This is a genomic window from Sphingomicrobium sp. XHP0239, assembly GCF_039555325.1.
Taxonomy (GTDB): domain Bacteria; phylum Pseudomonadota; class Alphaproteobacteria; order Sphingomonadales; family Sphingomonadaceae; genus Sphingomicrobium; species Sphingomicrobium maritimum.
Window position 1 is genome coordinate 283395 of the sequence record NZ_CP154608.1, and the last position, 22074, is coordinate 305468.

Consider the following 22074-nt stretch of genomic DNA (forward strand, 5'->3'; position numbering starts at 1 on the left):
GGTCTAGCGAGCGCGCCGGGCGAGGGCAATGGCGAGACCGACGAGGAAAGCGGCGAACAGAAGGGCGAGGATGTTACCGACCCGCGCGAACAGCGGCGGGCTTGCCGCCGCCGGTGGAAGCGCGGTGTCGATCACTCCCTCCACGCCCATGCCGAGATGCTCCAGCAAGGTGCCGTCGGCAGCGATCATCGCGCTGATGCCGGTGGGGGTCGAGCGGATCACGGGCAGTCCCTCCTCGGTGGCGCGGAGCCGTGCCTGGGCCAGATGCTGCGGCGGTCCCCACGCGCCGAACCAGGCGTCGTTGCTGGGATTGAATAGGAAGTCGGGACGGTTCGAGCGATCGGCAACCTGTCCCGAGAAGATGATCTCGTAGCAGATCTGGACGCCCATGCGTCGGTCGATGCCGTCAAGGTCGAGGGTGCGTGCCCCGGGCCCCGGGCGATAGTCGAATGCGCCCGGAACGAGCCGCGACAGTCCGAGCGGTTCGAGCAGCCAGCGCATCGGCAGATATTCGCCGTAGGGGACGAGATGCGCCTTGTCGTAGCGAATATCGAGCGCGGCGTCCGCATCGCCGAGGCTCGCCCGTGTCGGTGGCGTACCCGGGTCGAGAACGAACACGCTGTTGAGCGCTTCGGACACCGTTTGCCCGTCCTCGGTGAGGACCCCGATCCCGCCCGTGACGAGCGTTTGGTCGGGGCGGATCCCGCGCAGTGCGCCGGCACGTTCGATCGCGGCGAGACGCTGTGCCCCGGTGCGCTCGTCGAGCAGCGGGCGAAGGACCGCCACCTCCGGCCAGAATACCACCGCCGGTGTGACGTCCGAAGGCGCCGTGCCGAGCCGGGTAAGCTTGTCGGCGGCGATCTGCTCGAATCCCGGACGCCATTTGTCGTCCTGCGAAATGTCGGGCTGCACGATGCGAACCTGCGGCGCCCTGGCTGGACCGGTGTCGGAAACGACCTCGGGCCGCGGGAGGATCGTCGCAACGAGAATGGCGGCCGCGGTTGCAATGGCGGCAACCGCGCGGCGCTGAGCGAGCCAGAACAGCAGCCCGCCCAGCAGGACCATGATCCCGGACAACCCATAGGTGCCGATCCACACCGAAAGATGACGCAGCGGCGTATCGACCAGCGCGACGCCGACGGGATTCCAGGCGAAACCCGTGAAGACGAAACTGCGCAACCATTCGCCGACGATCCATCCCCCCGCGAGGGCGAAGGGCAGGGCGAGCGTGCTCGTGCGGCTGGCGAACTTGGCGATCAGCGCGGCGATCGCGGGATAGACCGCGAGGTAGAAGGACAGCAGGACGACGGCGACCCAGCCGAGCCAGGCGGGCATCGCGGCCTGGTAGGTGAAGGCGGTGGCGATCCAGTTGAGGCCCAGCACGAACTGGCCGAGGCCGAACATCCATCCATTGAAGGTTGCGAGCCGCCAGGTGGGTGCCTGATGGATGAGGAAAATGAGGCCAGCGAACGAGATAATCGTGAGAGGCCAGAGTCCGAGCGGCGCGAAGCCGACCGCGGACAGGAGGCCAAGCCCGAGAGCGAGCCACGGCGCAGTCCGACGACCGGCGGCAAGGGCGCGAAGCCGCTCCACCGGTCTAGCCGTCGAGCGTTTCGTCGATTGGCGGTGTCGGGCGATGCAGTCGCAGGCGCGTCATCCGCTTGGGTTCGGCGGCGACGCATTCGATCTGCCAGCCCGAAGGATGCTGGACCGACTGGCCCGGCTCCATGATCCGCCCCGCCAGCAGGAAGGCGAGCCCTCCCAGTGTGGAAACCTCGTCCTCCTCCCACGCCAACGCGCTGTCGACATGGTCGATGACCTCTTCCATCTCGACCCGCGCATCGGCTTCCCAGACGCCTTCATCGAGAATCATCAGCATGGCGGTCGGTTCCTCGTCATGCTCGTCCTCGATCTCTCCGACGATTTCCTCGACTACGTCTTCGATGGTGACGAGACCTTCGGTGCCGCCGAACTCGTCGACGACGATGGCGAGGTGGACGCGCTGCGTGCGCATCGAGGCGAGGATGTCGATTACCCCCATGCTCGTGGGAACGAACAACGGATCGCGCATGACCGCCTCGACCGTCTGCGGCTTCTGACCGACCTTGGCGGCGAACAGGTCCTTGATGTGAATCATCCCGACGATGTGATCGAGACCGTCGCCGACGACCGGCAGGCGGCTGTGCTCGGCGTCGGCGAATTCGGCTACCAGGCTCTCGAAATCGGCATCGCGGTGGACCGAGATGATGTCGCCCCGGGGCACGCAGATGTCGCCCGCGGTTCGGTCGCCGAAGTGGAGAAGATTGCGGAGCATGATGCGCTCGTGCTGCGACAGGTCGCCGACTTTGGCGGGCTCGGCGTCCGCTTCATCGATCGCTTCCTCGATCTGGTCGCGCAGGCTCTGGTCGTCCTCGCCGAAGAACAGGGCGCGCATTCCGCGCCAGATTCGCGAACCTTCATCGGGCCGGGTGGCCATCAGTCATCTTCTCCATAGGGGTCGGGGTGGCCAAGGCGTGACAAGGCTCGGGTCTCGCGCGCTTCCATGTCTTCGGCGCTCGGATCGTCCTGATGGTCATAGCCCAACAGGTGGAGCATACCGTGGACGACGAGATGGGTCGCATGCCGCTCCAGCGCGATCTGCTTCTCCTCCGCCTCTCGACTGCAAACACCGTGCGCAAGGGCAATGTCGCCGAGGAGAAGCGGCGGGCCGTCGGTTGCCGCGAGCGCGTCCGCATCGGCCATCGGAAAGCTCAGCACGTTGGTGGGCTTGTCCTTGCCGCGCCACTGGCGATTGAGCGCGTGAACCTCCTCATCGGTCGTGAAGGCGAGGCTGACCTCGACCTCGCGCGACGCATCGGCAAGGTGCGGGTAGGCGCTTTCGGCAATGGCCGCGCGCAGGGCCGGGTCGGCGATCGCGTCCCAGGACGCGCTGCTACTGTCCCAGTCCCCGTCGGTTTCGATCGCAATCGAAAGGCTCATCGGCCGGGGCCCTCGTAAGCTTCGACGATGCGCCCGACGAGCGGGTGGCGCACGACGTCGGCGGCGGTGAAGCGGACCGTGGCGATTCCCTCGACGCCTTCCAGCTTGTTCACCGCGTCGGCGAGGCCGGAGCCGCCCGCGTCGGGAAGGTCGACCTGCATAGGATCGCCACAGATCACCATCCGCGCACGCATGCCGAAGCGCGTGAGGAACATCTTCATCTGCGCCGGGGTGGTGTTCTGTCCCTCGTCGAGAATGATGAAGGCGTCGTTGAGCGTCCGCCCGCGCATGAAGGCGATCGGTGCGATCTCGATCTCACCCGAGGCGATCCGCCGCTCGACCTGTTCGGCGGGAAGCATGTCGTAGAGAGCGTCGTACAGAGGACGGAGATAGGGGTCGACCTTCTCCTTCATGTCGCCGGGAAGGAAGCCCAGGCGTTCACCCGCCTCGACGGCGGGGCGCGACAGGATGAGCCGTTCGACCGTTCCGGTGATCAGCATGCTGACCGCCTGCGCGACCGCCAGATAGGTCTTGCCAGTACCCGCCGGACCGAGCGCGAAGATCATGTCCGACTTGGCCAGCGCGTGCATATATTCGGTCTGCATCGCGCTACGCGGCGCGATCGTTTTCTTGCGCGTGCGGATGAGGACGCGGGGCGGATCCTTGACCTCGTTGTGGACGATGCCCGCCAGTTGCGGCTGGTTGGCCATGCCGATGACGGCCTCGACCGCTTCGGCATCGACGTCCTGCCCCTGGTCGAGCCGTTCGTAGAGGCCGAGCAGCACCTCGCGCGCGCGCGCGGCCGCATCGGCCTCGCCCTCGATCATGACTTTGTTGCCGCGCGCGGCGATGTTCACGCCGAGACGGTCCTCGATGATGACAAGATGTCGATCATATTCGCCGAACAGCGGGCCGAGCAGGAAGGGCTGGTCGAATTCCAGTTCGAGCCGGGCTCGGTCCTGGGGGGCACCCGGGCGAAGTGGGGCGACAGCGTCGCGTTTTGCCATTAAGCGGCGGCCTCCTTGGGCGTGGCGATTCCATGCAGACTGTTGGGCAAAGCGTCGGCGATGTCCACTGTTATGACGTCGCCGACCCGCGCGCTCGTCTCGGTGAAGACCGACTGCAGCCACGGCGACTTGCCGATCATCTGTCCCGGACGCTTGCCCGGACGTTCGATGAGAATATCCATCGTGGTGCCGATCTTCGAGCGGTTGAAGGCGAGGCTCTGCTCGGAAAGAAGCGCCTGCAGCCGCTGTAGCCGTTCGTCCATGACGGCTGCCGCGACCTGTCCATCCATCTCCGCGGCCGGCGTGCCGGGGCGGGGCGAATATTTGAAGCTGTAGGCACTGGCGTAGCGGGCATCGCGCACGACCTGCAGCGTTTCCTCGAACTCCGCGTCGGTCTCGCCGGGAAAGCCGACGATGAAGTCGCCCGAAATTGCGAGGTCGGGGCGGGCGGCGCGAAAGCGTTCGACGAGCTTCAGATAGCTCTCGACGGTGTGGTGCCGGTTCATGGCCTTCAGGATCCGGTCGCTGCCCGCCTGCACGGGCAGGTGGAGATAGGGCATCAACTTGGGTTCTTCGCCGTGCGCCGCGATCAGGCCCTCGTCCATATCGGCGGGGTGCGAGGTGGTGTAGCGGATGCGTTCGAGACCATCGATCTTTGCGAGGCGGCGGATCAGCAGTTCGAGACCCCCCGCACCGCCCTTGTCGTCCTCGCCCGACCAGGCGCTGACGTTCTGCCCGAGGAGCGTGATCTCCTTCGCGCCGCCATCGACCAGCGCGAGCGCCTCGTCCACGATGTCGGCCCAGGGGCGGCTGATCTCCGCGCCGCGGGTGTAGGGCACGACACAGTAGGTACAGAATTTGTCGCACCCTTCGGCGACCGTCAGGAAGGCGCTCGGTCCGCTGCGACGGCGCTTGGGCATGGCGTCGAACTTGCTGATCGCGGGCATGTCGGTGTCGACGGGACGTTCGCCCCGCGCCGCGCCCGCGACCAGGTCGGGAAGCCGGTGATAGGCCTGCGGACCGACCACGATGTCGATATGTTCGGATCGACGCTGCGCTTCGCCGCCCTCCGCCTGCGCCACGCATCCGGCCAGCGCGACCATCGGTTTCTTCTCGCCCTTAGCGAGACGACCGACGTCCGAATAGGCCTTCTCCGCCGCCTTTTCCCGGATGTGACAGGTGTTGAGGACGACGAGATCGGCATCTTCCCCCTCCGCCGCGGCGCGCATGCCGGTGTCGCCGAGCAGTTCGCTCATGCGCTCGCCGTCGTAGACGTTCATCTGGCAGCCGAAGCTCTTGATTCGGAAAGTCTTTGGGGTGGTCATGCGGCTCCCTTAGGCGAAGCGGTCGCTTCGTCCAAGCCGAGCGCTCCTGCGATCGCATCCTGCGCCTGCCGTGCCATCGACTTGCGATCGCCCGTCAGCGGGATTTCGGCAAGGATATGCACGACCACGCGCAGCGGACGGCGGCGGATCAGGATCTTTCGCGCATTGTCGCTGCCCGGCTCGCCGTCGAACCAGGCGATGGTCTCGGCGTCCTCGTAGCCGAGTGCGACGGGAACCAGTTTGGCGCCCTCCGGGGCGGGAGTGACCGCCTTCAGCAGCGGCGAGCGGAAGGGTTTGAGGCAGGTGCCATCGTTGGTGGTGCCTTCGGGAAAGAGGCACAGCGGGAGATAGTGATCGAAGCGACGGCGAACGGCAGCGATCTGGGCATCGACGTCGCGCCGCGCCTGTCGGTCGACGTAGAGCGTCTCGCGCTGGTCGGCGAGCCACTTGATGAGCCAATGGTCCTGCACTTCGGCCTTGGACACGAACGCGCATCCCATGAACCCGCCCATGACGACGATGTCGAGCCAGCTGACGTGATTGGCGAGGATCAGCGTGCGATGGCCGGGATGGGCGCCGATCCGGGTCACGCGCAGCCTGAGAATCCATCCCACGACGCGCAGGAAGAAGCGCGCGACACCGCCGCGTCCGGTCACGGCACGAAAGAGGATGTGAAGCGGCGCGATCAGGAGGAGCGCCAGCACAAGGAGAGTAACGCGAACGCCGATCAGCGCGCGGTCAGCGGTCCTTGTCGCGATCGATGGCGACGCCATAAAGCTCCATGCGATGATCGACGAGGCGGTAGCCGAGCTTCTCCGCGATTCGCTTCTGCAATTCTTCCAGTTCGTCATCGACGAATTCGACGACATCGCCGCTTTCCACGTCGATCAGATGATCGTGATGCGCGTCGCTGGCGGCCTCGTAGCGCGACCGGCCGTCGCCGAATTCATGGCGTTCGAGGATGCCCGCCTCCTCGAAGAGGCGCACGGTCCGATAGACGGTCGCGATCGAGATATTGCTGTCGACCGCCGAGGCGCGCTCGTGGAGCATCTCGACGTCGGGATGGTCGTCGCTCTCGCCCAACACCTTCGCGATGATGCGACGCTGTTCGGTGATGCGCAGACCCTTTTCGGCGCAGATGGCTTCGATGTCGATCTTGCGGGACATGGAATGCGAGGTAGCGACTGGGGACGCACAAGAAAAGGGGCGGCCCGCATTGTGCGAACCGCCCCTTCGAACGAGTGCCGTGCGATCCTACTTGCGCTTGCCGCGTTTGGCCTTCGTACCGAGCCCGATCTTCTTGGCGAGCTGACGACGCTGTTCGGCATAATTGGGGGCGACCATCGGATAGTCCGAGGGCAGGTCCCACTTGCGACGATAATCGTCGGGGGTCATGTCGTAATGCGTCATCAGGTGACGCTTGAGCATCTTCAACTTCTTCCCGTCCTCGAGGCAGACGATATAGTCGGGCTTCACCGACGAACGGATCGACACGGCGGGCTTCAGGTCTTCTGCAGGCTTTTCGGCAGTGCCGTGCAGCTTGTTGAGTGCGCCGTGGACATTCTCGATCAGCGTCGGGACATCCCCGACCGCGACGAGGTTGTTCGACAGGTGCGCCGATACGATATCGGCAGTCAGCGCGATGAGGGTATCGTCGCGAAGGTCTTCGTCTTCCATGATGATTGGTCTTTCCGAGCTAGGGGAACGTCTTCGACGCGACGACTATTGTCGCCCGGGACGTCAATACTGGAGCGAGCGGGTAAATGAGCGGCTATTCGATGTAAAGCGAATAGGTCAGCGCATCGTGTCGTTCGTTGTCGCAACCGCGATAATAGTCGCAGCGACGACCGGCTAGATGAAAGCCGGCCTTTTCATACAGGCCGACCGCGGCATTACCGTCGCGGACTTCAAGGTGAAGGCGCCGCGCACCCTCCTGCTTTGCCTGAACCAAGAACTGCGCGAGTAAAGCGCTGCCGATCCCATGTCCTTGCGCGGTCGGGTCGACGCCGAGTAGCAGCAGTTCGCTGTCGCCCGCTATCGTGCGCCACAGGGCAAACCCCAGCGCCGTGCCGCCAGCGGTGCGGGCGAGCCACATCTCTACACCCCGCATCGGGAGGATCCCGCCGCACTGCGAGCGCGACCAGGCTTCGCCGAAACAGGGATCGAACGCCGCCTCCATGATGGGCATGACCTGGTCGAGATCGTCGAAGCAGCCTCGCTGAAGCAGAAGTTCGCGGGGCCGCGGCTGACTGGCCATCAGGCGGCTTTCGGCTTGGCATCGGGCGCCCGCACGTAGAGCGGCATCGGCGCAAGTGACGTCAGCGCGGGCGGTAGCAGCGCGGCGTATCGCGCGAGCGGATCAAGCGTCATCACGCTGCCGCTCGCCCCCGCTTCGGCCAGCGCCTCGGCTGCCGGTCCCGCGAGCAAATCGCGATCGTGCGTGGTCGCCGCGGCATTCGGGACGAGACTTTGCGGAGCATCGACGGGAGTCAGCGGATCACCGCCATAGCCCTGGACGAACAATTCGCCGTGCCCGCCCTGCATCACCGCGGTCACGTCCGCCGCGTCGCCGTGGTCCGATCGCGCTGCGGCGGCGAGGAGGGCGAGCGAGGAGAAACTGGTGACCGGTACCTGCCACCCGATCGAGAGACCCTGCGCGGCGGCAATCCCCACGCGGATCCCGGTAAAGCTGCCCGGGCCTGCGGAAACGAGAATGTGCGTCGGAACACGGCTCCCGAGCAGTTCGTCGATCATCGGGACGAGCCGTTCGGCATGGCCCCGACCGATCCGTTCCTCGCGCGCGTCGAGCACCTCGCCGCCCTCGATCAGCGCGGTGCTGCACATTCCCGTCGAGGTCTCGATCGCGAGGATCACGTCACTCTCCTGTTCCGAGTCGACAGGACGACATGCTTTGATCCGAATGGCAAGCCCGAGCGGGGTCGCATCCGGCGCGGCGCGCCCTAGATCGCCTCGACGCTCGTCACCTCAGGGACATAATGCTTGATCAGTCCCTCGATGCCGTTCTTCAGCGTGATGGTCGACGACGGACAGCCCGCGCACGCTCCCTGCAGAGCCAGATAGACGTTCCCGTTCTTGTAACCGCGATAGACGATGTCGCCTCCGTCCTGCGCGACGGCGGGGCGGACGCGGGTGTCGATCAATTCCTTGATCTGCTCGATGATGTCGGCATCGGCGGGATCGTCCTCGACCGCGAACTCCTCCGGCGGCGCGACGTGGATGTCGGACGCGCTGCCGGGCTTGAACAGCGGCGTCTCGGTAAGGAAATGGTCCATCAGGATCTGGAGGACTTCGGGCTCCAGCACGGTCCACTCGACCGTCGGCGCGGCACTGACCGATACGAAATCGCGCCCGAAATAGACGCCGTCGACCATCCCGGTCGCGAAGATCGCTTCGGCGAGCGGGCTGATCTCGGCGCTTTCGGGCGTCGGAAAATCGCGGCCGCCGCTTTCCATCACGGTACGTCCCGGAAGGAACTTGCGGGTGGAGGGATTGGGCGTTTTTTCGGTTTGGATCAGCATGCGGTCGATGTGGGGCGCGTGCGTCCCGCGATCAACCCTGCTTGTCGCCGTCCCAGCTGTCGTCGATCATCCGGATGATTCCGGAAAAGTCCTGCGCCTCGCCGCCCAGATCGACGAAGCGCTGGTAGAGGTCCATCGCCTCGCCGCCCATCGGGGTGTAGGCGCCGTTCTTCTGCGCGGCTTCCATCGCGAGCTTGAGATCCTTGAGCATCAGCGCCGAGGCGAACCCGCCCTGATAATCACGGTCGGCGGGGGTTTCGGGGCCGACACCGGGAACGGGGCAATAGCTCGTCATCGACCAGCTCTGGCCCGAAGCCTGGCTGGAAATGTCGTAGAAGGTCTGAAGGTCGAGCCCGAGCTTCTCGGCGAGCGCGAAGGTCTCCGCGGTCGCGGCCATCGTCGCGCCCAGCAGCATGTTGTTGCAGATCTTGGCGGCCTGCCCCGCGCCCGCGTCGCCCGCATGGATGACGGCCTTGCCCATCTTGTCGAGGATCGGTTGCGCCTTGCCGAAGGCCTCTTCGGTCCCGCCGACCATGAAGGTGAGCGTCCCCGCATCCGCCGCGGCGATTCCGCCCGAGACGGGGGCGTCCACCATGGCGAGCCCGGCATCGGCAGCCTGCTCCGCGACCTTCCGTGCAGTGGCGACGTCGATGGTCGAGCAGTCGATCAGGATGGCGTGCTTGTCGGCGTTGGGGATGACGCTGTCGGCGTAGACCGATGCGACATGTGTGCCCGCAGGAAGCATGGTGACGATCGCCTCGGCGCCGGTCACTGCCGCGACCGCGTCATCGACAGGCGTGCAGCCATTGTCGCGCGCCTTCGAAAGCGCGTCTTCGGAAAGGTCGAACGCGACGACCTCATGTCCCGCCTTGACGAGATTGGCGGCCATCCCGCCGCCCATATTGCCGAGGCCAATGAAGGCGACTTTTGCCATGACGCTTGCTCCTACTTGTTCTTCCAATTCCCTGGACGCTTCTCGACGAAGGCCTTCATGCCTTCACTCTGGTCTTCGGTGCCGAACAGGCCGTGGAAGAGGCGGCGTTCGAAGTTGATGCCTTCGGCCAGCGTCATCTCGTAGGCGGCGTTGACCATTTCCTTGTTCGCCATCGCGGCGAGGGGGGCCATGCCGGCGATGGTGGCGGCGGTCTTCATCGCTTCGTCGAGCAAATCGTCGGCGGGGACGACCTTGGCGACAAGTCCCGCGCGTTCCGCGTCCTCGGCACCCATCATCTCGCCCGTCAGGCACATGTGCATCGCCTTCGCCTTGCCGATGGCATGGGTGAGGCGCTGGCTGCCGCCCATGCCGGGGGTGACGCCCAGCTTGATCTCGGGCTGGCCGAACTTGGCCGTGTCGGCGGCTATGATGAAGTCCGCCATCATAGCGACCTCGCACCCGCCGCCCAAGGCGAAGCCCGCGACCGCGGCGATCCACGGCTTGCGGGTGCGGGTGACCTGCTCCCAACCCTTGAAGAAGTCGCTCCGGTACATGTCGGCGAACGACTGGTCCTGCATTTCCTTGATGTCGGCGCCCGCCGCGAAGGCTTTCTCGCTTCCGGCGAGGACCAGGCAGCGCTGGCTGTCATCGGCGTCATAGGCGGCAAAGGCCTGCTGAAGCTCGGACAGCACCTGGCTGTTGAGCGCGTTCAGCGCCTTGGGGCGATTGAGGGTGACGAGGGTGACCGCGTCACGCTGTTCGACGAGGATCGTTTCGTAGTCGCTCATTGCTGGGCCTCCGGGTGCGGCGTCCATCGTTCTTTTTCGGGAAGCGGTTCGAACAAGGCATCGACCGTCGCGTCATCGACATCGGCGGGCGTGGGCGGATCGAACTTGGGCTCGTTGTCCTTGTCGACCAGCAGCGCGCGAACTCCCTCGATGAAATCGTGGGTGCGCACGACGCGGCTCGCGAGCGCATATTCGCTGACCATTTCCTCCGCGAAGTCGTCGCGGGTGGCGCCCTCGCGAACGAGGCGGAGCGACACCTTGAGGCTCAACGGCGACTTGGTGCCGATCGTGTCGCGCTCGGCGCTGGCCCAGTCGGTCTCGCCATTCTCGAGGCTCTCGCAGATCGCCTCGACACTATCATGGCTGAAGTGCTTGGCGATAAGGCTCATATTGTCCGCGATGCGCGCGTCGGGCGGCGTCGAGGACGCGTTGCCGAGCGCGCCCTGCATCCGCGCGGGCGCGGCGGCGAAGCGTTCCTTCAGATCTTCCAGATCGGCACTCGCGACATAGTGGGTCGCGAGACCCAGGTAGTGACATTCTGCGCCGTCCAACCGCGCCCCGGTCAGCGCCATGAACTCGCCGACGTTGCCGGGAAGGCGCGACAGATAATGCCCGCCGCCTACGTCGGGAAACAGGCCGATGCCGGTTTCGGGCATGGCTAGGCGCGTGTTTTCGGTCGCCACGCGATAGGTGCAGGGCAGGCTGATCCCCACGCCGCCGCCCATCGTGATGCCATCCATGATCGCGACGACGGGCTTGTCGTAGGTGAAGAGGAGATGGTTCAACCGATATTCGGCATGAAAGAAGGCGGCCGCTTCCTTCCCGTCCGACTTGCCGGAGCGGTAGAGCGCGACGACGTCCCCGCCCGCGCAGAAGCCGCGGCCGGTGGCATGATCGATCATGACCGCGTCGATGTCGTTGTCCGATTGCCAGTCGATGAGCGCGGCGCTCATCGCTTCGCACATCTCCTGGGTCAGCGCGTGGATGGCTTCGGGACGGTTGAGCGACAGGATGCCGAGGCGGCCCTCGCGGCGCGCGATGATCTGGTCGGTCATCTCTACTGCCTCAACATGTCGCGGCTGACGATCAGTCGCATGATCTGGTTGGTTCCCTCGAGGATGGAATGGACGCGAAGATCGCGCCAGAAACGTTCGATCGGATAGTCTGACAGATAGCCATAACCACCGTGCAATTGCAGCGCGCGATCGACCACGCTCGATCCCGTGTCGGTGGCGAGCCGTTTGGCCATCGCGGCGAAGCGCGTCTTGTCGGGCGCATTGTCGGTCACCTTGACTGCAGCGGCATAGAGCAATTGGCGGGCGGCCTGCAGTTCGGTCTCCATGTCGGCGAGCGTGAATTGCGTGTTCTGGAAATCGGCGATCGCCTTGCCGAACTGGTGCCGTTCCCTAGTGTAGGAAACCGCTTCGTCGAGGCAGCGCTGCGCCCCGCCCAACGAGCAGGCGCCGATATTGAGGCGCCCTCCGTCGAGCCCCATCATCGCAATCCGGAAACCTTCGCCCTCCGCGCCCAGTCGGTTGGACACGGGAACGCGAACGCTGTCGAAATTGACCTGACACGTAGGCTGCGAGTGCCAGCCCAGTTTCTTCTCCTGTGCGCCGAAACTGACGCCCTCCATGTCCTTCTCGACGACCAGCGCGGTGATGCCCTTGGGGCCTTCCTCGCCGGTACGGGTCATCACAACATAGACCTCGTTCTCGCCGCCGCCCGAAATGAAGGCCTTGGAGCCGGAAACGACATAATGGTCGCCATCGAGCACCGCCTTGGTCTTCAGCGCGCTGGCATCGGAGCCCGAGGAGGGTTCGGTGAGGCAATAGCTCGCCATGCGCTCCATCGGGATGAGATCGGGGAGATATTTCTCCTTGAGCGCCGCGTCGCCGAAGCGGTCGATCATCCAGGCGCACATGTTATGGATCGAGATGAAGGCGCTGGTCGACGGACAGCCATAGGCCATCGCTTCCATGATCAGCGCGGCCTCGAGCCGTCCGAGGCCGATACCGCCCGCTTCTTCCGAAACGTAGATCGCGCCGAAGCCCAGTTCGGCGGCGGCGCGGATCGTGTCCTTGGGGAAGATGTGCTCCTCGTCCCACTTGCCTGCGTGGGGGGAGATTTCATCGGCGGTGAACTTCTGCGCCATCTCCTGGATCTGGCGCTGGTCGTCGTTGAGGTCGAATTGCGTCATGGGCGCGGGGACTAGCCCGATGGCCCGCATTAGGGAAGGGGGCGCTCTGGCCCTGTTGCGCAGGTCGCTCCGGTCCGGTCCGATCCGGGCGGGTCAGCGGCAGCGGGCGTAGACGGTGCGAAGCGCGGGATCGTCGGAGAAGCGGATCAGCCGGTCGTTCTCGATCCGCACCCGCTCCTCGCTGTCGGCATCGTCCCCCTCGGCGCGAAAAAAGTACGTGCCGTCTTCTCCGTATCGGGCAAGGGGACGCGCCACGCCCTGGTACACGAGTTCATCGCCCGAGATTTCCACCACCTCGTTCATGTAGCGATTGTCGGCGTTGCAATCGGCAGCCGTCACGCCGTAGCGCGCTTCCTTCAGGGCCGGCGCGGCGTCGATCTCGCCGGCGATCGAGGGATCGGGAAGGGGCGACTCGGCGTCGGGCCCGGCGACGGTCTCGCCGTCGTCCGGGCCGCACGCCGCGACCATCAGCATCGGGAGGAGCGCGAACAGCGCTCTAGGCATCAGGGCAGCGACGATAGCGCGTGTTCCCCGCATTCTCTCCGCCGATGATGCTGCGCCGCAGGGTGCGTCCGCCGTCGCTGTCCACGAACCCCTCGCGGGTGGTGACGATGGGGTCGCTCTCGGTATCGAAAATGGCGAAAACGGTGTTGCGGCCCTGGCTTTCGACCTCGCGGATGACGGCGTTGGTGCCCGCGACCACGTAACCATTCTCCACGATCGTGATGACCGTATCGAGGCTCGTGTCGCAATCGGCGGCGGTGGGTTCGGGATCTTCCACGTCGGCTTCGGCGAAGGTCGCGCGCATCGCGAGCGGCATAGTGCCGTCGGGCGCGAGCGGTGCGTCGGGGGCAGCCTCCGGGATCGGTTCGAGCTCGGGCTCGGCGGTTGTTTCCTCGGGAGTGGGAGCGGGAGCTTCGGCGGGTTCGGCGGAGCAGGCGGCGAGGGCCAGCAGGGCCGGCGCGGTCAGTGAGATAAGTTTCATGGCGCCACGAACGCTTCAAGTTCGATTTCGACCCGCCATTCGGGGTCGAGAAGTGAATTTATCACAATCATGGTCGCTGCGGGGCGGATTTCCGCGAAAATTTCGGCATGGACCGCACCGATCGCGTCGGCGTCCGCGGGGTCCGTGATGTACATCCGGGTGCGAATGGTGCCGGTCAGGCTGCCGCCGAGGTCCTCCAGTGCGGCTCGCGCGATGGCGAAACAGCGGCGCGCCTGCGCGGCGGCATCGCCCGGCTCGGTCCCGCCGCCCTCCGCCACGGGCCCGGTGCCCGCGACGATGATCCGGTCGCCGACGCGGACGGCGCGCGAGAAGCCATATCGCGCTTCGTAGGGACTTTCGCCCTTAGTCTTGCGCACGGATCACACGGGTTTCGAACGACGGCAGTTTTACGTTTTGTCTCCACCCCACCGGCGCGACGAGAAGCCACACCGGCGTCAGCCCATCGTGGGGATGACGAAGGCATCCTTGTTGTCGCCGTCGGCGGTCCCGTCGGGCCAGCGCTGGGTCACGGTCTTGCGCTTGGTCCAGAACTGCACGCCCTCGGTACCGTGCTGGCCGACGTCGCCGAAGCCCGACCGCTTCCAGCCGCCGAACGTGTGATAGCTGACGGGCACCGGGATCGGCACGTTCACGCCGACCATTCCGACTTTCACGCGGCTGGCGAATTCGCGTGCTGCGTGGCCGTTGCGAGTGAAGATGGCGACACCGTTGCCGTACTGATGATCGCTCGGTAGGCGCACGGCCTCCTCGAAGTCGGCGGCGCGGACGATCTGGAGCACGGGGCCGAAAATCTCTTCCTTATAGCTTTCCATGTCGGGTTTGACGTGATCGAAGAGGGTCGGGCCGACGAACCAGCCGTCGGTGCCCTGCAGTTCCAGCCCGCGCCCGTCGATGACGAGTTCGCCGCCTTCGTCCTCGCACTTGCCGATCCATTCCTCGACCTTGGCGCGATGTTCCTTGGTGACCACGGGGCCGTAATGCGCCTCGTCGTCGGTCGAGACGCCGACGCGCAGCCCCTTGATCGCCGGGATCAGCTTGTCGCGCAGCCGTTCCGCCGTGTCCTCGCCTACGGGAACGACGACGGGCAGCGCCATGCAGCGTTCGCCCGCCGAGCCGAAGGCCGCGCCGGTCAGATCGTTGACGACCTGGTCGAGATCGGCGTCGGGCATCACGACGCCGTGGTTTTTCGCCCCGCCGAACGCCTGGACGCGCTTTCCGTTCTTGGTGCCGGTCGAATAGATATATTCGGCGATGGCCGACGAACCGACGAAGCTGACGCCCGCGATGTCGGGGTTGTGGAGAATGGCATCGACCATCTCCTTGTCGCCGTTGACGACGTTGAGAATACCGTGGGGAAGGCCCGCTTCGACCATCAGTTCGGCGAGGCGGACGGGAACACTCGGGTCGCGTTCGGAGGGTTTCAGGATGAAGGCGTTGCCCGCGGCGATGGCGGGGCCGAACATCCACATCGGGATCATCGCGGGAAAGTTGAACGGGGTGATGCCCGCGCCGATGCCGATCGGCTGGCGCATCGAATAGACGTCGATGCCGGGGCCCGCGCCGGGGCTGTAGTCGCCCTTCATCAGATGCGGGATGCCGCAGCAGAATTCGATGACGTCGAGCCCGCGCTGCACGTCGCCGCGCGCGTCGGCGACGACCTTGCCATGTTCGGACGCCAGCAGCTCGGCGAGGCTGTCCATCTCGGCCTCGACCAGTTCCTTGTATTGATAGAAGACCCGCGCCCGCTTCTGCGGATTCATCGCGGCCCATTCGGGCTGGGCGGCCTTGGCGGCATCGACGGCCTGCGCAAGCAGATCGGCATCGCCCAGACCGACTTCGGCCTGCTGCTTTCCTTCGCTGGGATTCCAGACGGGATGCTTGCGGGTGCCCGACGAAACCGACTGGCCGTTGATAAAATGATCGATGCTGCGCATGGTGTGCTCCTGAAAATTCTGGCCGCTGCCTAACCGAGCCGCCCGGGCTTGGGAAGGCGGGCCGTCCGTGGCTCATCAGGAGAAACGCCTTGCGTCCCATCGCCGTTGCACCGTTCATCGTTGGCGCCGCCATCCTCGCCACTCCCGCCGTCGCGCAGGAGCATCATCATGAAGGCAACGAGGACCATCACGTCGCCAACGGCGCGATGCTCGCGGGGCTGTCGCAGGACGTCAGCGAGGCGCGGCTGCGTGCCGATATCGACGGGATGGTCGGGTTCGGTACGCGGCATACGCTGTCGAGCCAGGACGATCCCGATCGCGGCGTCGGCGCGGCGGTCGACTGGGTATTGGCCGAGATGGAGCGGATCGGGCTGGAGCCGGTACGGGTCTGCGAGACGGTCACCGTACCGCCGCGCATTCCCGAACCCACGCGCGTCTGCAACGCGGTCGGGATCAAGCGCGGAACCACGCGGCCCAACGATGTCGTGATCTACACCGCGCATCTCGACAGCCGGGTCAGCGACGTGATGAATTCGACCGCCGATGCGCCGGGCGCCAACGACAGCGCCAGCGGGGTCGCGGGCGGACTGGAGGCGGCGCGGCTGCTCGCGGACCAGGAGTTTCCGGGCACGATCATCATCGCGGCGCTGACGGGCGAGGAGCAGGGGCTGGTCGGGGCGCGCATCCTCGCCGATTACGCGGGGGCGCAGGGCTGGAACGTCGTCGCCAATTTCAACAAAGACATGATCGGCGCCAATTGCGGGTCGGACGGATATTGCGAGCCCGACGTCATCCGGGTCTTTTCCGAAGGGCCGCGGCGGCAGGGCAACGACGAGGCGATGCGCGCGGCGATGCACCGGCTGGGCGGCGAGAACGATGCGCCGAGCCGCAACCTTTCCCGCTGGCTCGACGATCTGGCGGACCGCGTCGATGTCGGCCTCGACGTGCGTCAGGTGTGGCGCACCGATCGCTGGGGCCGGGGGGGCGATCATATCCGCTTCCTCGAAGCCGGCTACCCCGCGGTGCGCGTGACGGTGCCGGTCGAGGATTACGACCACCAGCATCAGGACCTGCGGACCGAAGACGGCACGTTCTACGGCGATGTGATCGCGGAACTGGATTTCGGTTACATGGCCAAGGCGACGCGGCTCAACACCGCTGCGATGGCCGCGCTGTCGCTGGCCCCGCCGCCGCCCATGGGGGTGGAAGCCGCAGGCGCGGTGCAGACCGATACGACATTGATGTGGGACGCCGTGCCCAGTGCGGACCATTACAAGGTCGTATGGCGGCGGACCGACGCCAGCAACTGGGGCGAGGAACATGCCCGTGCGGACGCGGCCAACTGCAATGCCGAGGGGCGGTGCGAGCTGGTGCTGGAGGGTATCCGGGTCGACGACTGGATGTTCGGGGTGGCCGCGGCCAGCGCCGACCATTTCTACAGCCCCGTCGTTTCGGCGGTGCCGGGCGGCGATTTCGCGCCCGTCGAGGAAAGCCAAGAAGAGTAGGATTTGCTTTGTGACGAACGGCACCCCACCTAAGGGGCGAATGAATACAAAGACAAAACGCAAAGCGCCCCGCCGCAAGACGCCGCAGGGGCTTCCGACACAACAACAGATCCTGGATTTCATCGAGAGCGCCGACACCGCCGTCGGCAAGCGCGAGATCGCCAAGGAATTCAAACTGCGCGGTCCCGACAAGGTCGCGCTGAAGAAACTTCTCAAGGACATGGCCGACGAGGGCCTGATCGACCATTCGCCCGGCCGCGCCTTTCACAAGATGGGCGGCGTGCCGCGGGTGACCGTGCTGCGCGTCGTCTCGACCGACGACGGGCAGGTGCTTGCCGAACCCGAACAATGGCAGGCCGAGGGCAAGCCGCCCAAACTGCGGGTCATCGAGCGCGGCAATCGCACGGGCCTCAACGTCAACGACCGTGTGCTCGCCCGCACCGAAGAACGCGGGCAGGGCCAGGTCGCGCACGTCATGAAGAAACTCGCCCGCTCGGCGGAAATGCTGATGGGCGTGGTGCGCAAGGAAGGTTCGCGCCATTTCCTCGCCCCGATCGACAAGAAGACCCGCGACGTTTTCGAACTGAGCGATCTCGGCGAAGCGGAGGTCGGTGACCTCGTGCTGGCCGAACCGTTCGGCAAGGGCCGCGCCAAGAAGGCGAAGGTCGATGCCGTGCTGGGCGATCCGTTCGCTCCCAAGGCCTTCTCGCTGATCGCGATTCACAAATACGGCATCCGCAACACCTTTCCCGACGAGGTGCTCAAGGAGGCCGAGAAGGTCGCCAAACAGGACCTCGGCGAACGCGAGGATCTCACGCATCTGCCGATTGTCGCGATCGACCCCGAGGATGCGCGCGATCACGATGACGCGATCTGGGCCACGCCGGACGACAGCGAGGACAATCCGGGCGGCTACAAGGTGGTCGTCGCGATCGCCGACGTCAGCTTCTACGTGCGCCCCGGCAGCGAACTCGACCGCGAGGCGCTGAAGCGCGGCAATTCGACCTACTTCCCCGACCGCGTCGTGCCGATGCTTCCCGAGGAACTGTCGGCGGGCATCTGCTCGCTGAAGGAAGGCGAGGATCGCGCGGCGATGGTCGCGCACATCACCGTCGATTCGGGTGGCAACATCAAGTCGCAGCGGTTCAGCCGCGCACGCGTGCGCATCGCGGCAAACATCGCCTACGAGGACGCACAGGCCGCGATCGACGGCGAGGACGTGGATGTCGAAAATGAAATCCTCGACGAGGCGCTGAAGCCGCTCTGGCAATGCTGGACCGTGCTCAAGCAGGCGCGCGACAGCCGCGAGCCGCTGGAACTCGACCTCCCCGAACGGCGCGTCCAACTGGACGAGAAGGGCCGGATCACGTCGGTCGCCGCGCGCGAGCGGCTGGATGCCCACCGGCTGGTCGAGGATTTCATGATCCTTGCCAACGTTGCGGCGGCCAAGGCGATCGAGAAGAAGAAGCGGCCTGTCATGTACCGCATCCACGAGACGCCCGACCGCGAGAAGCTGACCGGGCTCAAGGATTATCTCGATACGTTCGACATTTCCTTCGCGCTGGGTCAGGTCGTCCGCCCCAAGACCTTCAATGCGATCCTCTCGAAGCTCGGTCCCGATCACGACAATATCCACGAGATCACGATCCAGATCCTGCGCAGCCAGATGCAGGCGCGCTATGGCGTCGAGCCGCTGGGACATTTCGGGCTGGCACTGGGAAGCTATGCTCACTTCACTTCGCCCATCCGCCGCTACGCCGACCTCGTCGTGCATCGCACGCTGGTCGAGGCGTACAATCTCGGCCCGGGCGGCACCGCCAAGAACGATCCCGCCGAGTTCGCGCGGGTCGGGGAGATCATCTCCGGCCTCGAACGGCGGTCGATGGAGGCCGAGCGCGACACGGTCGATCGCTACGTGGCCGCCTATCTCGCGGACCGCGTGGGACAGATCGTCAAGGCGCGGATCACCGGGGTGCAGCCCTTCGGCTTCTTCGCCACGGTGGAGGACTTGGGCGGCGACGGACTGGTGCTCGCCAAGTCGCTGGGCCGCGAATATTTCCGCTACGACGAGAAGCGCCAGGCGCTGATCGGCGACAAGAGCGGCGACGAGTTCGTCGGCGGGCAGAAGCTCGATCTGAAGCTGGTCGAGGCCGATCCGGTTTCGGGCGCGCTGCGCTTCGAACTGCCCGAAGGCAGCTACGGCGGCGACAGCAACGACGGCCCGCGCAAGAAGCGGCGGGACGACCGGCGCACCGGTTCGCGAAGCCGTAAGAAGGACGGCGGCGGACGACGCAAGAAGGCGTGACGATCCGGTCTAAAATCCGCAATTCAACGGGGATGGGCTTATATGCGCTGAGGCGGTTCGCAGAGGCCCGCGACGTGTTCCTTTTCGAGTTTCCATTGGAACACCCAAAAGACCGCGTCGCTTATCTGGCGTTCGTTCAATGTCTGTTTTTCGATGATCCGCAGGCGATGGCTGAAGAACTAAGAGAGAGGATGCATCGACTGGAGCCAACTACGGACTTCGAACGTGTCTTTTTGCAAGCTCATATCGACGCCGCTTTCGGAAACAGGGAGGGTGCTGTTGAAGGTTTTGCGCTGGCAAAGGGGCTAAAAAGTCGATCGGAGATGACAGACCGACTTTTCGTTCCGACGGTAAAGGACTGCGAAGCGCTCAAGGAATGAACGGTAATCTGACGTCTAGAGCTTGGGCAGCGTGACTCCGCGCTGGCCCATATATTTGCCCGCGCGATCGGCGTAGGTGACTTCGGGGCGCTCGTTGCCTTTCAGGAACAGGAACTGGCAGGCGCCTTCGTTGGCGTAGATCTTGGCGGGCAGCGGGGTGGTGTTGGAGAATTCCAGCGTCACATGCCCTTCCCAGCCGGGTTCGAGCGGGGTGACGTTCACGATGATCCCGCACCGGGCGTAGGTCGATTTGCCGAGGCAGATGACCAGCACGTCGTCGGGGATGCGGAAATATTCCACCGTGCGGGCGAGCGCGAAGCTGTTGGGCGGGATGATGCAGACGTCGGTCTGCTTGTCGACGAAGCTGTTGGACGCGAAGTCCTTCGGATCGACGATGGCGCTGTCGATGTTGGTGAAGATCTTGAATTCGTCGGCAACGCGCGCGTCGTAGCCGAAGCTCGACAGACCGTAGCTGATATTCCCCTCGCGCCGCTGCGCTTCGACGAAGGGTTCGATCATCTGGTGCTCGCGCGAGGCCGCGCGAATCCACTTGTCGGACAGGATGCTCATGCCGCCTTGCGTAGCGCGGTTTTCCACAGCTTGCCCACCACAGATTTTTTCGCGGTCCGCACGAGCCGAAAAGTTGTGCTAGAGCGATCCGCATGGCCGAAGTGATCAAGATGAGCGAGAGCGGGGGCTCCGCCGAACCGAATGCGTTGCCCGCCAACGTCGAAGCCGAAGCGGCGTTGCTGGGGGCATTGATGATCGACGACCGGTTGGTCGAGGACGTGCAGATGCGGCTGCGCGAAGAACATTTCTTCGAGCCGCTGCACGGCCGTATCTATGCCGCGATCCTGCGCCAGAACGACAAGGGACTGGTCGCCAATCCGGTCACCCTCAAACCCCTGTTCGATCAGGACGAGGCGATGAAGGAGGTCGGGGGGCCTTCCTATCTCGCCAAGCTGACCGGCTCGGGCGCGAGCGTCATCGGCGCGCGCGATTTCGCCAAGCAGATCTACGACCTCGCACTTCTTCGCGCACTGGTCGGCGTCGGCCGCGACATGGTCGAAGGCGCGATGGACACGTCGGAGGACGTCGCGCCGTTGCAACAGGTCGAGGCCGCCGAAAGCGCCCTTTACCGAGTCGCCGAGGAAGGCGGTGCGGAGGGCAAGGCCAAGAGCTTCGGCGAAGCGTCGAAGATCGCCATCAAGCAAGCCGAAGTCGCCTTGCAATCCGGCGGGCACATCTCCGGTCTGACGACCGGGATCGAGGGCATCAACGCCAAGGTCGCGGGTCTTCACAAGTCCGATCTGGTCATTCTTGCCGGCAGGCCCGGCATGGGCAAATCGTCGCTCGCCATGAACATCAGCTTCGCCGCCGCACAGCGCTGGGTTCAGGACGAGCGGGACGGCATCGACGTGGAGAAACGCGTTGGTGCGCCGGTGGCGTTCTTCAGCCTCGAAATGTCCGCCGATCAGCTCGCTTCGCGCGTTCTGGCCGAACAGTCGGGGGTCAGTTCGCAGGCGTTGCGGTCGGGCAAGATCTCCAAGGACGAGTTCCAGTCGCTGGCCCGCGCGTCCGCGGAACTGGCGAACCTGCCGCTGTATATCGACGACACGCCCGCGCTGACGATCGCGGCGCTCCGGACTCGGGCGAGGCGACTGAAACGCCAGAAGGGGATCGGGCTGGTCGTGGTCGACTATCTGCAGCTGCTGTCCGGATCGAACCGGGCGTCGAACGAGAACCGCGTGCAGGAAATTTCGGAAATCTCGCGCGGGCTCAAGCAGCTGGCGAAGGAATTGGACCTTCCCGTTCTCGGCCTGTCGCAGCTTTCGCGTGCGGTCGAACAGCGCGAGGACAAGCGCCCGCTGCTCTCGGATCTCCGCGAATCGGGGTCGATCGAACAGGATGCGGACATGGTCTGGTTCGTGTTCCGGCCGGACTATTATCTCGAGATGCGCAAACCCGACGAGGGTCATCCGGATTTCGCGATGTGGCAGGAAGAGATGGCGCGCGTCTACGGCACCGCCGAACTCATCGTCGCCAAGCAGCGCCACGGCTCGACGGGCCGGGTGAAGATGCTCTTCGACGCGAAGACCACGCGCTTCAAGGATGCGCCGATGGACGAGGTCTACGCCCCCGAAATGCGGGGCTGACCTCGCACCTCGCCAC

24 protein-coding genes are annotated in these 22074 nt (G+C 65.2%); 4 read left to right on the plus strand and 20 right to left on the minus strand.

Features of this window, described 5'->3' with window-relative positions:
- Positions 1-3 precede the first annotated feature (3 nt).
- From lnt to WJT74_RS01495, 19 genes are all read right to left on the minus strand, one after another.
- Positions 4-1593, minus strand: a complete 1590-nt coding sequence (gene lnt / locus WJT74_RS01405) for an apolipoprotein N-acyltransferase (protein ID WP_343345981.1) — start codon at positions 1591-1593, stop codon at positions 4-6.
- Between the two features lie 4 nt (positions 1594-1597).
- Positions 1598-2476: a hemolysin family protein gene (locus WJT74_RS01410; protein WP_343345983.1), complete on the minus strand. Its 879-nt coding sequence runs from the start codon at positions 2474-2476 to the stop codon at positions 1598-1600.
- Positions 2476-2979, minus strand: coding sequence for an rRNA maturation RNase YbeY (gene ybeY, locus WJT74_RS01415; RefSeq protein WP_343345985.1), 504 nt, complete (start codon positions 2977-2979; stop codon positions 2476-2478). The genes WJT74_RS01410 and ybeY overlap by 1 nt, the downstream gene beginning before the upstream one ends.
- Complete coding sequence (locus tag WJT74_RS01420) at positions 2976-3986, minus strand: PhoH family protein (protein ID WP_343345987.1); 1011 nt, start codon at positions 3984-3986, stop codon at positions 2976-2978. The genes ybeY and WJT74_RS01420 overlap by 4 nt, the downstream gene beginning before the upstream one ends.
- Entirely contained in the window at positions 3986-5311 is a 1326-nt protein-coding gene (gene miaB / locus WJT74_RS01425) for a tRNA (N6-isopentenyl adenosine(37)-C2)-methylthiotransferase MiaB (protein WP_343345989.1), read from the minus strand. The genes WJT74_RS01420 and miaB overlap by 1 nt, the downstream gene beginning before the upstream one ends.
- Positions 5308-6084: a lysophospholipid acyltransferase family protein gene (locus WJT74_RS01430; RefSeq protein ID WP_343345991.1), complete on the minus strand. Its 777-nt coding sequence runs from the start codon at positions 6082-6084 to the stop codon at positions 5308-5310. The genes miaB and WJT74_RS01430 overlap by 4 nt, the downstream gene beginning before the upstream one ends.
- On the minus strand, positions 6050-6478 hold the full coding sequence (locus WJT74_RS01435) for a Fur family transcriptional regulator (protein ID WP_343345993.1): 429 nt from the start codon (positions 6476-6478) through the stop codon (positions 6050-6052). The genes WJT74_RS01430 and WJT74_RS01435 overlap by 35 nt, the downstream gene beginning before the upstream one ends.
- An 87-nt stretch (positions 6479-6565) precedes the next feature.
- Positions 6566-6988 carry a MucR family transcriptional regulator gene (locus WJT74_RS01440; protein WP_343345996.1) on the minus strand — a complete coding sequence of 141 codons (423 nt, stop codon included), beginning with the start codon at positions 6986-6988 and terminating at the stop codon, positions 6566-6568.
- 94 nt (positions 6989-7082) lie between these two features.
- On the minus strand, positions 7083-7568 hold the full coding sequence (locus tag WJT74_RS01445; RefSeq protein ID WP_343345999.1) for a GNAT family N-acetyltransferase: 486 nt from the start codon (positions 7566-7568) through the stop codon (positions 7083-7085).
- The gene (gene tsaB, locus WJT74_RS01450) at positions 7568-8185 is read right to left on the minus strand and encodes a tRNA (adenosine(37)-N6)-threonylcarbamoyltransferase complex dimerization subunit type 1 TsaB (protein WP_343346001.1); all 618 of its coding nucleotides are present in this window, start codon (positions 8183-8185) and stop codon (positions 7568-7570) included. Before tsaB ends, WJT74_RS01445 begins: the two co-directional genes overlap by 1 nt.
- An 86-nt stretch (positions 8186-8271) precedes the next feature.
- A complete protein-coding gene (locus tag WJT74_RS01455) occupies positions 8272-8850 on the minus strand; it encodes a NifU family protein (RefSeq protein ID WP_343346003.1) in 579 nt (192 codons plus the stop codon).
- Positions 8851-8881: 31 nt separating this feature from the next.
- Positions 8882-9784, minus strand: a complete 903-nt coding sequence (gene mmsB / locus WJT74_RS01460; RefSeq protein WP_343346005.1) for a 3-hydroxyisobutyrate dehydrogenase — start codon at positions 9782-9784, stop codon at positions 8882-8884.
- An 11-nt stretch (positions 9785-9795) separates the two neighbouring features.
- The gene (locus WJT74_RS01465) at positions 9796-10572 is read right to left on the minus strand and encodes an enoyl-CoA hydratase (protein WP_343346008.1); all 777 of its coding nucleotides are present in this window, start codon (positions 10570-10572) and stop codon (positions 9796-9798) included.
- Positions 10569-11627, minus strand: a complete 1059-nt coding sequence (locus WJT74_RS01470; protein WP_343346010.1) for an enoyl-CoA hydratase/isomerase family protein — start codon at positions 11625-11627, stop codon at positions 10569-10571. The genes WJT74_RS01465 and WJT74_RS01470 overlap by 4 nt, the downstream gene beginning before the upstream one ends.
- Positions 11628-11629: 2 nt before the next feature.
- On the minus strand, positions 11630-12772 hold the full coding sequence (locus tag WJT74_RS01475; protein ID WP_343346012.1) for an acyl-CoA dehydrogenase family protein: 1143 nt from the start codon (positions 12770-12772) through the stop codon (positions 11630-11632).
- Positions 12773-12865: 93 nt separating this feature from the next.
- Positions 12866-13276: a hypothetical protein gene (locus tag WJT74_RS01480; protein WP_343346014.1), complete on the minus strand. Its 411-nt coding sequence runs from the start codon at positions 13274-13276 to the stop codon at positions 12866-12868.
- Complete coding sequence (locus WJT74_RS01485; protein ID WP_343346017.1) at positions 13269-13757, minus strand: hypothetical protein; 489 nt, start codon at positions 13755-13757, stop codon at positions 13269-13271. The genes WJT74_RS01480 and WJT74_RS01485 overlap by 8 nt, the downstream gene beginning before the upstream one ends.
- Positions 13754-14134: a RidA family protein gene (locus WJT74_RS01490; protein ID WP_343346020.1), complete on the minus strand. Its 381-nt coding sequence runs from the start codon at positions 14132-14134 to the stop codon at positions 13754-13756. The genes WJT74_RS01485 and WJT74_RS01490 overlap by 4 nt, the downstream gene beginning before the upstream one ends.
- Positions 14135-14212: 78 nt before the next feature.
- Entirely contained in the window at positions 14213-15712 is a 1500-nt protein-coding gene (locus WJT74_RS01495) for a CoA-acylating methylmalonate-semialdehyde dehydrogenase (protein WP_343346022.1), read from the minus strand.
- An 89-nt stretch (positions 15713-15801) separates the two neighbouring features.
- On the opposite strand from WJT74_RS01495, the gene WJT74_RS01500 reads away from it, so the two are divergent.
- From WJT74_RS01500 to WJT74_RS01510, 3 genes are read left to right on the plus strand one after another with little or no spacing between them, the layout of a single operon-like run.
- Positions 15802-17217: a M20/M25/M40 family metallo-hydrolase gene (locus tag WJT74_RS01500; RefSeq protein WP_343346024.1), complete on the plus strand. Its 1416-nt coding sequence runs from the start codon at positions 15802-15804 to the stop codon at positions 17215-17217.
- 40 nt (positions 17218-17257) lie between these two features.
- Complete coding sequence (rnr, locus tag WJT74_RS01505; RefSeq protein ID WP_343346027.1) at positions 17258-19522, plus strand: ribonuclease R; 2265 nt, start codon at positions 17258-17260, stop codon at positions 19520-19522.
- Complete coding sequence (locus WJT74_RS01510) at positions 19519-19902, plus strand: hypothetical protein (protein ID WP_343346030.1); 384 nt, start codon at positions 19519-19521, stop codon at positions 19900-19902. Before rnr ends, WJT74_RS01510 begins: the two co-directional genes overlap by 4 nt.
- A gap of 15 nt (positions 19903-19917) precedes the next feature.
- Here the strand turns inward: WJT74_RS01510 and dcd are convergent, their stop codons facing one another.
- Positions 19918-20472 (minus strand): dCTP deaminase, encoded by a 555-nt coding sequence (gene dcd, locus WJT74_RS01515; RefSeq protein ID WP_343346032.1) that lies wholly within the window; start codon positions 20470-20472, stop codon positions 19918-19920.
- Positions 20473-20564: 92 nt separating this feature from the next.
- Here dcd and WJT74_RS01520 point away from each other — a divergent pair, with 92 nt between their 5' ends.
- Positions 20565-22058, plus strand: a complete 1494-nt coding sequence (locus tag WJT74_RS01520) for a replicative DNA helicase (RefSeq protein ID WP_343346034.1) — start codon at positions 20565-20567, stop codon at positions 22056-22058.
- Positions 22059-22074 lie beyond the last annotated feature (16 nt).

Coding starts and splice junctions, on each gene's coding strand:
- WJT74_RS01410 (WP_343345983.1), bottom strand. CDS start 2,476: ATGGCCACCCGGCCCGATGAAGGTTCGCGAATCTGGCGCGGAATGCGC.
- ybeY (WP_343345985.1), bottom strand. CDS start 2,979: ATGAGCCTTTCGATTGCGATCGAAACCGACGGGGACTGGGACAGTAGC.
- WJT74_RS01420 (WP_343345987.1), bottom strand. CDS start 3,986: ATGGCAAAACGCGACGCTGTCGCCCCACTTCGCCCGGGTGCCCCCCAG.
- miaB (WP_343345989.1), bottom strand. CDS start 5,311: ATGACCACCCCAAAGACTTTCCGAATCAAGAGCTTCGGCTGCCAGATG.
- WJT74_RS01430 (WP_343345991.1), bottom strand. CDS start 6,084: ATGGCGTCGCCATCGATCGCGACAAGGACCGCTGACCGCGCGCTGATC.
- WJT74_RS01435 (WP_343345993.1), bottom strand. CDS start 6,478: ATGTCCCGCAAGATCGACATCGAAGCCATCTGCGCCGAAAAGGGTCTG.
- WJT74_RS01440 (WP_343345996.1), bottom strand. CDS start 6,988: ATGGAAGACGAAGACCTTCGCGACGATACCCTCATCGCGCTGACTGCC.
- WJT74_RS01445 (WP_343345999.1), bottom strand. CDS start 7,568: ATGGCCAGTCAGCCGCGGCCCCGCGAACTTCTGCTTCAGCGAGGCTGC.
- WJT74_RS01455 (WP_343346003.1), bottom strand. CDS start 8,850: ATGCTGATCCAAACCGAAAAAACGCCCAATCCCTCCACCCGCAAGTTC.
- mmsB (WP_343346005.1), bottom strand. CDS start 9,784: ATGGCAAAAGTCGCCTTCATTGGCCTCGGCAATATGGGCGGCGGGATG.
- WJT74_RS01465 (WP_343346008.1), bottom strand. CDS start 10,572: ATGAGCGACTACGAAACGATCCTCGTCGAACAGCGTGACGCGGTCACC.
- WJT74_RS01470 (WP_343346010.1), bottom strand. CDS start 11,627: ATGACCGACCAGATCATCGCGCGCCGCGAGGGCCGCCTCGGCATCCTG.
- WJT74_RS01475 (WP_343346012.1), bottom strand. CDS start 12,772: ATGACGCAATTCGACCTCAACGACGACCAGCGCCAGATCCAGGAGATG.
- WJT74_RS01480 (WP_343346014.1), bottom strand. CDS start 13,276: ATGCCTAGAGCGCTGTTCGCGCTCCTCCCGATGCTGATGGTCGCGGCG.
- WJT74_RS01485 (WP_343346017.1), bottom strand. CDS start 13,757: ATGAAACTTATCTCACTGACCGCGCCGGCCCTGCTGGCCCTCGCCGCC.
- WJT74_RS01495 (WP_343346022.1), bottom strand. CDS start 15,712: ATGCGCAGCATCGATCATTTTATCAACGGCCAGTCGGTTTCGTCGGGC.
- rnr (WP_343346027.1), top strand. CDS start 17,258: ATGAATACAAAGACAAAACGCAAAGCGCCCCGCCGCAAGACGCCGCAG.
- dcd (WP_343346032.1), bottom strand. CDS start 20,472: ATGAGCATCCTGTCCGACAAGTGGATTCGCGCGGCCTCGCGCGAGCAC.
- WJT74_RS01520 (WP_343346034.1), top strand. CDS start 20,565: ATGGCCGAAGTGATCAAGATGAGCGAGAGCGGGGGCTCCGCCGAACCG.